Origin of the sequence: Ottowia beijingensis (genome assembly GCF_042680925.1) — a bacterium.
Lineage (GTDB): Bacteria > Pseudomonadota > Gammaproteobacteria > Burkholderiales > Burkholderiaceae_C > Ottowia > Ottowia beijingensis.
The window spans coordinates 688,131-698,951 of sequence record NZ_JBHUEP010000007.1; the positions used below are offsets into that span (position 1 = coordinate 688,131).

Sequence of the window (10,821 nt, forward strand, 5' to 3'; positions counted from 1 at the left end):
CATGGAAAACATTGACGTCACCGTGCTGCGCGCGCTGCGCGACTGGCGCGCTGCGGGCCGGCAGGCGCTGCTGGTCACGGTGGTGCGCACCTGGGGCTCGTCGCCGCGGCCGGTCGGCTCCATCATGGCGCTGTGCGAGAACGGTGCAGTGGTCGGCTCGGTGTCGGGCGGCTGCATCGAGGACGACCTGATCGCCCGCTACGCCCGCCAGGGCGCGGCCGATGCGCTGCCGCACAGCGGCGCGCCGGGCTTCGCCAAATACGGCATCACCGCCGACGAGGCGCACCGCTTCGGCCTGCCGTGCGGCGGCACGCTGGAGCTGCTGTTCGAGTTCGATCCCGACCCGGCCAGTCTGGCCGAACTGGTGCGCGCGCTCGACAGCGGCCGCCTGATGCGGCGCCAGGTGCGGCTGGGCGACGGCCAGGTGACGCTGACGCCGGCCGACGCACCGGCCGAACTCAGCTTGGACGACACCCAGCTCACCAACACCTTCGGTCCCGAGTACCGCATGCTCATCATCGGCGCTGGGCAGATGAGCGAATACCTGGCCACCATGGCGCAGTTCTGCGGTTTTGCCGTCACCGTGTGCGACCCGCGCGAGGAATACCGCGGCGGCTGGTCGGTGCCCGGCGTGCAACTGGCGACCGACATGCCCGACGACGTGGTGACCGCCTTCAAGCCCGACAAGCGCAGCTGCGTCATCGCCCTGACGCACGACCCCAAGCTGGACGACCTCGCGCTGCTGGAGGCGCTGGGCAGCGATGCGTTCTACATCGGCGCCCTGGGCAGTCGCCGCAACAACGCGGCACGCCGCCAGCGCATGATCGAGCATTTCGGCCAGACCGAGGACAGCCTGAAGCCCCTGCGCGGCCCGGTCGGCATTTTCATCGGCAGCAAGACCCCGCCCGAGATCGCCGTCAGCGTGATGGCCGAGGTGCTGGCCGTGAAGAACGGCGTGACGTTGCCGCGCGACCTGGACGTGGCCCACGTGAAGGACCAGCAGGGTGCTGCCGCGGGCCCTCCAGCCTGCGTGTAGGGGTGAGCACGGCTGTTGCCCCCGCACCGGGCGCGCGCATGGGCGCCGTGCTGATGGCCGCTGGCGCGGGGCGGCGCATGGGCTACCGCCCCAAGAGCCTGCTGCGACGCGAAGACGGCAAGCCGCTGATCGCCCACCACCTGCGGGCGCTGGTTGCGGCGGGCCTGTCGGACGTGGTGGTGGTGCTCGGTCACCATGCCGATCGGATCGGCGAAGTGCTACAACAAGAGAAGCAGGCTGCGGCGTCCCCATCGGGGTTGCAATGGGTTTTGAACCTCAATCCGGACGATGGCCCAGGCAGTTCGCTGCGCTGTGCGTTGGCAGCGCTGCCTGCTGATTTGGACGCTGTGCTGGTCACGCTGGCGGACCAACCGCTCATCACCGCTGCCGACATGCTCAGCGTGCTCACGGCGTGGCGGGCGCGCGCGCCGGGCACGGCATTGCTGGTGCCGCGTTTTCAGGGTCAGCCCGGCCATCCGCTGATGTTCGACACCAGGGTGCGCCGCGATCTGATGGCCCAGCCCGTCGAGGCCGGCCTGCGCGACTGGCGCCGTGCACACCCTGCGCAGGTGGCATGGCTCGACGCCAACCACCCGCGCTACACCTTCGATATCGACACAGAGGCCGACCTGGCCCGGCTGGCCGCCGAGCACGGGGTCGTGCTGCGCTAGCGCCCAGGGCGCGCCGCTATCGGCGGATCGCCTGTGCCACCTCTCGCACCAGCCCCGCACCCTTGTAGATCAGCCCGGTGTAGATCTGCACCACATCCGCGCCGGCCTCGATCTTGGCCTGCGCATCGGCGCCGCTCAGGATGCCGCCCACGCCGATGATCGGAAAGCCCGCGCCCAGCGCCGCGCGCAGCTGGCGCACCACGCGGTTGCTGGCCTCGCGCACCGGCGCGCCCGACAAGCCGCCGGCTTCCTCGGCATGCGGCAGGCCCTGCACGGCATCGCGCGACAGCGTGGTGTTGGTGGCGATCACGCCTTCGATGCCGTGCCGGCGCAGCGCATCGGCAATGGCCTGCACCTGGCCTTGGTCCAGATCGGGCGCGATCTTCAGGAACAGGGGCACCTGCCTGCCGTGCTCGGCCGCCAGCTCGCCCTGGCGCGACTTGAGGGCCGACAGCAGCGCGTCCAGCGCGGCGTCGCTCTGCAGGTCGCGCAGGTTCTTGGTGTTGGGGCTGCTGATGTTCACCGTCACGTAGTCGGCATACGGGTACACGCCAGCCAGGCCGATCAGGTAATCGTCGGTCGCGCGCTCGATGGGCGTGGCCGCGTTCTTGCCGATGTTCAGGCCCAGAATCATGCGCTGGCCCTTGTCCGACGAGCGCGAGGCGCTATGAAAACGAGAGTTCTTGACGTTGCGGATGAAGACGTCGAGCCCTTCGTTGTTGAAGCCCATGCGGTTGATCAGCGCGTCCCTGGCCGGCAGGCGGAAGATGCGTGGCTTGGGGTTGCCCGGCTGCGCCAGCGGCGTGACCGTGCCCACCTCGACGAAGCCGAAGCCCATGGCGGCAAAGGCGTCGATGGCGCGGGCGTTCTTGTCGAGCCCCGCGGCCAGGCCCACGCGGTTGGGAAAGCGCAGGCCCGCCAGCGTCACGGGGTCGTGCACGCGCGCCTGCGACCACCCGCACTGCAACGGCGTGCCCTGGCCGCGCGCCAGCATGTCCAGGGTGAGTTCGTGCGCGGCTTCGGCGTCCATGTTGAACAGCACGGCGCGCGTCAAGCCGTAGGGGATCAGGGCCATTGGATAATTCTTTGCAAACCGTTTTGAAACTTGAGGAATTGTCGCAAATGACCCAGGACGAACTGAAAGCGATGGTCGGCCAGGCCGCGCTGGATTACGTGGTGCCGGGCGAAATCGTGGGCGTGGGCACCGGCTCGACGGTGAACAAGTTCATCGACGAACTGGCGCTGATCAAGGACCGCATTGCCGGTGCCGTGTCGTCGTCGGTGGCCTCCACCGAGCGGCTGCAGGCACTGGGTATCCAGGTGTTCGACTGCAATGCCGTGGGCGAGATCGCCGTCTACATCGACGGTGCGGACGAGATCGACGCCAAGGGCCACATGGTCAAGGGCGGGGGCGCGGCGCTGACGCGCGAGAAGATCGTGGCCGCGCAGGCCCGGCGCTTCGTCTGCATTGCCGACGAATCCAAGCTGGTCGACGTGCTGGGGCGCTTTCCGCTGCCGGTGGAGGTGATCCCCATGGCCGCCAACCGCATCGCACGCCAGTTCGCCGCCCTGAAGGCCGAGGCCACGCTGCGCATGCGCGATGGCGCACCGCTGGTCACCGACAACGGCCAGCACATCCTGGACGTGCGCGGGCTGGCCATCACCGATCCGCCGGGCTTCGAGAGCGAAGTGAACCAGTGGCCCGGCGTGGTCACCGTGGGCGTGTTCGCGCACCAGCGCGCGCAGGTGTGCCTGCTGGGCACGCCCACCGGCGTGCGCACGCTGCGCTTCGACTGATGGCCACCGCGCCGGTGTGGAGCGAGCGGCGCCTGCTCGCCATCGCGCTGCGCGCCATGATGGCGGTGGCGGTGCTGGCCGCCCTGGTGCTGAGCTGGCGCTACGCCGCCGGCCCGGCCGACCCCGAGGGGCCGCCCAGCGTGCGCGTGGTCAAGCTGCTGCCCGGCACCTTCCTGTGGGCCGATGCGCCTGCGGACGCACGCTACCTGCCCGACGGCCTGCGCGCCCAGGAGGCCGCGCGCCTGAAGCTGATGCTGCTGCGCGGCGAAGACGGCGCCGTGCGCGGCTTCTACCTGCCGCAGCAGGACGGCTTCGTCGGCGTGCCCACGGCGGCATCGCCTCTCACGCCCGGCATTCCGTGTGCCGATTTCGCGCCCGACTTCCGCGCCGGCGACATCGCCTGCCGCCAGGCCGCACCCGGCTTCGACTTTGCGCTGCGCCACCGCTGGTCGCTGCAGGGGCGGGCGCTGAGTGCCGGCTCGCCCGATCTGCACGCGGTGGCAGGCCACGAGGTGGACGGCAGTTGGTGGCTGCAGGCGGTGCGTTGACGATTTCAAGCCAAATCGGTCTTCAGCGCCCGTCCATACTGCGCCAGAAGCTACAAAAAACGGAGTTCCCGCCTGGGTGACAGCGCCGGCGGCGGCAGGGTGCCATCATCGGCCCTCAAGGAGAGCGCATGCAGAGTCTGAACTTCGGCCCCGTGCGGGTGTACCAGGGCGACAAATCCGGCAAGTACCCCGATGGCAACCAGGTGCTGGTGCAGGGCGCCGACACGCGCGTCGCCTTCGACACGCCCCAGGTGTCGCGCCACATCGGGCCCGACCTGGACGAGGTCGATCTCATCATCCTCGGCCACGTGCATGAAGACCACATGGTGGCGCTGGGCCGCCTGCGCAGTGCGCCCGTGCAGGTGCACCAGGCCGACCTGGCCGCCGCGCAGTCGTGGCAGGGGCTAGCGCGCCATTACGGCTACCCGCAGCCGGTGCTCGACGTGCTGCGCCCCATGATCGAGCGCGACTTCGACTACGCGCCGCGCCCCGACGCCACCGGCTACGCCGATGGCGCGCAGTGGGACCTGGGCGGCGGCGTGCGCGTGCGCGCCCACCACCTGCCGGGCCACACGGCGGGCCATTGCGCACTGGTGGTCGAAAGCGAAGGCATCGCCTTCATCGGCGACATCGACCTCACCGGCTTCGGCCCCTACTACGGCGATGCCTCGTCCGACCTGGGCCAGTTCCAGCGCAGCCTGCAGGCCGTGCGCGATCTCGATGCGCGCATGTGGATCACCTCGCACCACCGCGGCGTCGTCACCGAGCGCGCGGCCTTCCTGCAGGCGCTGGAGCGCTTTGCGGCCAAGATCGACGAGCGCGACGAGCGCCTGCTGGGCTACCTGCGCGAAGGCCCGCACACGCTGGACCGCCTGGTCGAGCGGCGCCTGCTGTACCCGGTGGGTTACGAACTGCCCTTCGTCGAATTCGCCGAGCGGCGCAGCATCCAGATGCACCTCGACAGGCTTGTGCAAGCCGGCCAGGTCAGCCGGGACGGCGAGGGCACCTACGCGCTGGCGGCATGATCGGCCGGGCGGCGGGACAAAGAAAAAGCGGCCACGAAGGCCGCTTTTTCTTGGATGGGAATCCCTGGCGGAGAGGGCGTCCGTTGCGGGGTTCACATCAAGTGGTCTCACAAAGACTAAAAATGCCACCTATATCAATGGGTTAGGTGTCATTCGTTCGCCTTGCATGGTATCACGAAACATCCTAGAATCGCAGTCACGATTGTGGATGCATTTGGGGGTGCCATGGTTAGGCGGAGAGAATTTACGCTGACTGCGAAGCAGGTAGAAAAGCAGTCCAAGCCCGGCCGCTACGGCGACGGGGGCGGGCTGTATTTGCAGGTACTGCCGACCGGCGCCAAGACCTGGGTGTTCCGGTTCATGCTCAACAAGCGCGCCCGTGAAATGGGGCTAGGAGGCGTCGCCACCTTTTCATTGGCGGAGGCGCGCGAGCGGGCGAGGGCAGCGCGTCAACTGCTGGCCGATGGTCTAGACCCTATCGAGGCGAAGCGCGAGGATGCGCTACAGCGCCGAATGGCCGACGCCAGCGTCATCTCATTCGACAAGGCCGCCGAACGCTACATAGACGCCCACGCGCCCGGCTGGCGCAATGACAAGCATCGCCAGCAATGGGAAAACACGCTGCGCGCCTACGCCAGCCCCGTGATTGGCGATCTGCCCGTGTCGCGCGTAGATACCGCTCATGTGTTGCGAGTGCTGCAACCAATCTGGACAAGCAAGGCAGAGACAGCATCGCGCCTGCGCGGGCGAATCGAATCTGTGCTGGATTGGGCGAAGGTGCAGGGCTACCGCGAGGGCGAGAACCCTGCGCGCTGGAAAGGCCACCTGGACAAGCTGCTGCCCGCCCGCGCGAAGGTGGCGAGGGTAGAACACCATGCTGCGCTGCCGTGGCGTGAAGTGGGCGCATTCATGGCCCGCGTGCGTGAGATGCCGGGCACGTCAGCGCGCGCCCTTGAGTTCATCGTCCTGACCGCGTGCCGCACGTCCGAGGCCATCAATGCCGAGTGGCGCGAGTTCGATCTGAGTACGAAGGTATGGACGATTCCAGCCGAGCGCATGAAGGCGGGCAAGGAACACATTGTTCCGCTGAGTGACGGCGCCCTGCGCGTCCTAACCGATCTGCGCGACCAATCGGACAGCGCCTATCTGTTCCCCGGCCCGAAGGGCGACAAGCCGCTTTCCAATATGGCTGGGTTGCAGCTACTCAAGCGCATGAATCGGGCCGATCTGACCGTGCATGGCTTCCGAAGCACATTCCGCGATTGGGCCGGTGAATCCACGGCGCACCCGCGCGAGGTAATCGAGCATGCGCTGGCGCACCAGTTGAAGGACAAGGCTGAAGCTGCTTACCAGCGGGGCACGCTGTTTGAAAAGCGCCGCGCCTTGATGGCCGATTGGGCCGCCTACTGTGACACCGTGCCAGCGACTGCGGACGTGGTGCCAATCCGGGGGGCAGCATGATCGCGTCGCCGGCAATCGAGGAGGTAAAGGCGCGTCTCGAGGGATTGCCGAACTTGAGAAACTTCGCTTTTCAGCGCCATGTCCTACAGCGCCTTTCAAGTGGTTTTGGCGCCGATCTTGTCTGGAAGCAATTTGGTGACGAGGCCTCACGAGTGGGCGCCGTGCTGGCCCGAGTTAATACAGCTTTCGATCTGACGGTGCGGGAATATGGACGGCCACCGGCATCGCACGAAAAAGAGGACATCGAGCGCGTCATTAGCTTGGCGAAAGAACTTAAATCGGCGATTCGGGCCATCATGCCGGGCGATTCAGTCACCAGCTATGCCTATGGTTTAGATGCCGAGGATGAGCCGGATATTCTGTTAGAACTGGGGTGGCATTCACTCAGAAAAGGGGGCTACCAAACCGGCTACCCGCTGGCGATCGCTGATGACGTGCTGGAATGGGCGATCAAGGAAGCCGAGAAGCGCAGGGACGGGCTACCGACCCGCGCATCCGTCAGGCCGGCCCAACACGATGAAGGCAAGACACCGGAGATTACGATGTTCATCCGGCATCTTGATTGGCAGTTTCGGCGGGAATTCAATGCCGGCAAGCCAACTGCAATAGCGCATATTGCTACAGCTATTTTTGACTTGAAAGATAATCCGCTAGACGCGAAGGATGTGGAAAAGCGGCTGCGCGATTCGCCGCTGAGATACCCCACCTAACGGGCAGATTTTCTTGCTTACGGGGGGATGGTATTTTCTGACCCGCCTACATGATTTGCATCAATGCGACGCGAATACGTTGCAGACCTTGAAAGGTTAATTGATGCAAACCAAGCGCTATCCCCCTTCATCCCGTCCGAAGCAGGGCGCGGAGCTTCTGGGCGTGTCCCTGCCGACTTTCTGGCGCTGGGCTGCCGAGAAACAAGACTTCCCCAAGGGCCGCCGCCTGTCTGCGCGCTGCACCGTATTTGATACCGCCGAGCTGATTGCTTGGCGCGAATCGAAAATGAAAGGCGGGCGCAATGAGCTTTGACCGCACCCGCCTACCCGACCCGCTGACCTACTACAGCGACACCGCTGGCCTGACTTTCCGCGAGCGCAAAGGCAAATGGCGCACCACGTCCTGCCTGCACTGCGATAGCAGCGACGCCATGCGGATCAACACCGATACCGGGGCCTTTGTCTGCATGACCGGCTGTGGCGCCCGTGGTGGTGACGTACTGGCCTATCACATGGCCGCACGCGGCCAGGGCTTTATCGACTCTGCCAAGGAGCTGGGCGCCTGGATTGACGACGGCAAGGACAGCGCCCGCACACGACCGACGCCGCTACCGGCACGCGATGCCCTGATGGTGCTGGCTGCCGAATCGAATCTGGTGGCCGTAGCCGCCGCCAACGTCGCCCACGGCGTGGTGCTGAGTCAGATTGACCTAACCCGCCTGCTGACCGCCGCAGGCCGCATTGGGCGCATTGCGGAGGTGTTCGCATGATGGCACTCGAAAGACCGCTGGAACGCGCATTCGCAGCCTTGGACGCAGACATTGCCGACCACCCGCCAGCAGGAGTTGCGAGTTGCGCGCCCCTAGCAACGCAACACGCAACTGCACCAGCCATCCGTGCGGTAACAGTGCAAGAGCTGGCCGGAATGCACTTCAAACCACGCGCGGAAATCCTTGCGCCGTGGCTGCACTCGCAAGACCTGTGCATGGTGTTCGCCGCACGCGGCATCGGCAAGACGCACTTTTGTCTAGCCGCAGCCTTCGCCATCGCCACCGGGGGCACCTTTGCCAAATGGAGCGCGCCACGTCCGCACAAGGTGCTGTACCTAGACGGCGAGCTGCCGGGCGCCTTGATGCAAAAGCGCCTGCTGATGCACGTCCCCGACGTGGAACCGGCGCCCGGCTTCCTGCGCGTCTTCACGCCCGACCTGCTGCCCGATGGGACGGCCATGCCGGACATATCGACACCGGAGGGCCAGGCCGCCATCGACGCCATGATCGAACCGGACACCGAAGTCCTGTTTATCGACAACCTGAGCGCCTGGGCGCGCACGGGGCGCGAGAACGAGGGCGAGAGCTGGCAACCGGTGGGCGAATGGCTGCTGACCCTGCGCCGCCGTGGCATCGCCGTGGTGCTGGTGCATCACGCGGGCAAAGGCGGCCAGCAGCGCGGCACCAGCAAGCGCGAAGACCTTCTGGACGTGGTTATCGGCCTGGGGCGACCGCAAGACTACGACCCTACGCAGGGCGCCGTGTTCGTGGCCGAGTTCACCAAGGCCCGCAACCTGGCCGGCACCGATGCTGAAAGCCTGGAACTGGCCCTGGGCGGCGACGAAGACCAAGCCACTTGGACTTACCGCACCGTGGAGGCAAGCACCTATGACCGCGTGGTGGCGCTGGCCAAAGAGGGCTTGAGCCAATCGGAGATCGCCGCCGAGTTGGAGATCAACAAGTCCAACGTCAGCCGGCACCTGCGCAAAGCGCGTGAGCTGGGCGACGTGCCGCCGGAGGCCAAGCGATGAGCCTGCGCGAGCAACTCAAGCGGGCAGTTGCGAGTTGCGCGCCTATAGAGACGCAACACGCAACTTCTGCGGCCAACGATGCAACCGGCAGCGCAACACCTGCGCAACCGCAGGGGCGTCAGCACGCAACTGGCACCGCAACACCTGCGCAACACCACGCAAAAACCAGCGCAACTTTGGCTGCACCGAGTTGCGCAACTGTTGCATCGGAATTGACAGCGCAACGGACGATGAAAAAGCTGCTGGCCGCCGCCATGCGCTGCTGTGACCGACACGGCGACGGTGCCGAAGCCCGCGCAGAAATGGAACGCCAGTGCCTGGAGATACCGCCGCACCTTCGGGGCGATCTGCTGGATTACTTCAAAAGCCACTACCCGGAATAGTGGGACAAGTTGTCCCACCCACAGCCCGCCCCGTGCGGGTTTTTTCTTGACAAGACGATTGAAAGACGCTATATATCACGCAGTATCAATAGTCTATGACTATTGCAACCCGCCCGGCGATTCGGGCACCTTTACGAAAGTGACCCGATGAAAGTAGCCGACCTGCGCGAAGCCCGCGCCCTGAAGGTAGCCGAAGCCCGCGCCCTGGTGGACAAGGCCGGTGCCGAGAAACGCAACCTGACCGCCGACGAGCAGAAAGCCTTCGACGGCCTGAAGGCCAGCATTACCGATCTGGAAGCGCAAGAGCAGCGCGCCGTGTTCCTTGAGTCTGCCGAGCGCCGCAGCCTGGGCACGCCCGACAAGGCCACCGCGAATCTGGAGGGCGCCGTCAACATCACCGACGCCATCCGCGCGCAGATTGAGCAGCGCAGCGTGACCGGCGCCCTTGCCGAGTTCCAGCAAGAAGCCAAGCGCAACGGCATTGAAGCCAAGCATGGGGGCGTGCTGATCCCGTCAAGCGTGTTCGAGAAACGCGCCACCATGACAACGACCGCGAACGCCGCCATTACCCCGGACGATCCGCGCCCCGATCAATTCATCGGCTTGCTGCGCAATTCGACCATCGTGCGCAGCCTGGGCGCGCGCGTGCTGTCGGGCTTGCGCGGCGATGTGGTGATCCCGAAGGCCACGGGCGCGAGTACCGCCTACTGGTTGAACGAGGGCGACCCGCTGACCGAAAGCAACCCGAGCTATTCCAGCATTCGCCTGGAGCCGAAGCACGTCGGTGCTTTGACCGCCTTCAGCCGTCAACTGGCCTTGCAGTCCAACCCTGCGATTGAGCAACTGCTGCGCGACGATATTGCCGCCGTAGTCGGGCTGGCCGTTGACAAGGCATTGATCCATGGCACCGCCGCCGCCAAGCAGCCTGTGGGCATCTTGAATGCTGCCGGTGCCCAGACCGCCAGCTTGGCAACCTTGGATTGGGCCGCCGTGCTGGCGGTGTTCGAGAAACTGGCGCTGGTGAACGTCACCCCCAATGCGATCCTGACGCACGCCAAGGTGGCGACCAAGCTGGGCAGCACCTTGAAGTCCACCACCGCAGGCGCTGACTACATCCTGCAAGGCGGCAGCATCAACGGCTTGACCGCGCATGTCAGCAACCAGCTTGACGCCAAGGCCGGTAGCCCTGCCAAGGGCCGCATGATCGTCGGCGACTTTGGCGAGCTGGTGATCGGTGAATGGGGCGCCACGGAAGTGCTGGCCAACCCCTACGCCGCCGGCTACTACGAACGAGGCGATATTCAGCTCCGCATCCTGCACACCATGGATGCCGTGGTGCGTCGCCCGGAAGCGTTCGTGCTGGTTGAAGACATCGCCATCGCCTAAGCC

General features: G+C 65.9%; 13 protein-coding genes. 12 read left to right on the forward strand and 1 reads right to left on the reverse strand.

Annotation, left to right across the window (positions count from 1 at the left end; genetic code table 11):
* Position 1: 1 nt before the first annotated feature.
* Both ACFSCU_RS12590 and ACFSCU_RS12595 read left to right on the forward strand, forming a co-directional pair.
* Positions 2–1,036, forward strand: a complete 1,035-nt coding sequence (locus ACFSCU_RS12590; RefSeq protein WP_180551442.1) for an XdhC family protein — start codon at positions 2–4, stop codon at positions 1,034–1,036.
* Positions 1,037–1,074: 38 nt separating this feature from the next.
* Positions 1,075–1,707 (forward strand): nucleotidyltransferase family protein, encoded by a 633-nt coding sequence (locus tag ACFSCU_RS12595; protein ID WP_180551444.1) that lies wholly within the window; start codon positions 1,075–1,077, stop codon positions 1,705–1,707.
* Between the two features lie 16 nt (positions 1,708–1,723).
* Here ACFSCU_RS12595 and ACFSCU_RS12600 read toward each other — a convergent pair whose 3' ends face one another.
* Complete coding sequence (locus ACFSCU_RS12600) at positions 1,724–2,782, reverse strand: quinone-dependent dihydroorotate dehydrogenase (protein ID WP_180551446.1); 1,059 nt, start codon at positions 2,780–2,782, stop codon at positions 1,724–1,726.
* Between the two features lie 47 nt (positions 2,783–2,829).
* On the opposite strand from ACFSCU_RS12600, the gene rpiA reads away from it, so the two are divergent.
* The 10 genes from rpiA (at position 2,830) to ACFSCU_RS12650 (ending at position 10,818) form a co-directional block, all read left to right on the forward strand.
* Complete coding sequence (gene rpiA, locus ACFSCU_RS12605) at positions 2,830–3,504, forward strand: ribose-5-phosphate isomerase RpiA (protein ID WP_180551448.1); 675 nt, start codon at positions 2,830–2,832, stop codon at positions 3,502–3,504.
* Positions 3,504–4,052, forward strand: coding sequence for a hypothetical protein (locus tag ACFSCU_RS12610; protein ID WP_180551449.1), 549 nt, complete (start codon positions 3,504–3,506; stop codon positions 4,050–4,052). The genes rpiA and ACFSCU_RS12610 overlap by 1 nt, the downstream gene beginning before the upstream one ends.
* A 128-nt stretch (positions 4,053–4,180) precedes the next feature.
* Entirely contained in the window at positions 4,181–5,077 is an 897-nt protein-coding gene (locus tag ACFSCU_RS12615; RefSeq protein WP_180551450.1) for an MBL fold metallo-hydrolase, read from the forward strand.
* Between the two features lie 225 nt (positions 5,078–5,302).
* The gene (locus ACFSCU_RS12620) at positions 5,303–6,538 is read left to right on the forward strand and encodes a tyrosine-type recombinase/integrase (RefSeq protein WP_377560856.1); all 1,236 of its coding nucleotides are present in this window, start codon (positions 5,303–5,305) and stop codon (positions 6,536–6,538) included.
* Positions 6,535–7,248, forward strand: a complete 714-nt coding sequence (locus ACFSCU_RS12625; RefSeq protein ID WP_377560857.1) for a hypothetical protein — start codon at positions 6,535–6,537, stop codon at positions 7,246–7,248. Before ACFSCU_RS12620 ends, ACFSCU_RS12625 begins: the two co-directional genes overlap by 4 nt.
* A 103-nt stretch (positions 7,249–7,351) precedes the next feature.
* Positions 7,352–7,561 (forward strand): helix-turn-helix transcriptional regulator, encoded by a 210-nt coding sequence (locus ACFSCU_RS12630; RefSeq protein WP_377560859.1) that lies wholly within the window; start codon positions 7,352–7,354, stop codon positions 7,559–7,561.
* Positions 7,551–8,018 carry a hypothetical protein gene (locus ACFSCU_RS12635; RefSeq protein WP_180551455.1) on the forward strand — a complete coding sequence of 156 codons (468 nt, stop codon included), beginning with the start codon at positions 7,551–7,553 and terminating at the stop codon, positions 8,016–8,018. The genes ACFSCU_RS12630 and ACFSCU_RS12635 overlap by 11 nt, the downstream gene beginning before the upstream one ends.
* Complete coding sequence (locus ACFSCU_RS12640; RefSeq protein ID WP_257646249.1) at positions 8,018–9,049, forward strand: AAA family ATPase; 1,032 nt, start codon at positions 8,018–8,020, stop codon at positions 9,047–9,049. Before ACFSCU_RS12635 ends, ACFSCU_RS12640 begins: the two co-directional genes overlap by 1 nt.
* Positions 9,046–9,432, forward strand: coding sequence for a hypothetical protein (locus ACFSCU_RS12645; protein ID WP_180551458.1), 387 nt, complete (start codon positions 9,046–9,048; stop codon positions 9,430–9,432). The genes ACFSCU_RS12640 and ACFSCU_RS12645 overlap by 4 nt, the downstream gene beginning before the upstream one ends.
* A gap of 147 nt (positions 9,433–9,579) precedes the next feature.
* Positions 9,580–10,818: a phage major capsid protein gene (locus ACFSCU_RS12650; RefSeq protein ID WP_377560862.1), complete on the forward strand. Its 1,239-nt coding sequence runs from the start codon at positions 9,580–9,582 to the stop codon at positions 10,816–10,818.
* Positions 10,819–10,821 lie beyond the last annotated feature (3 nt).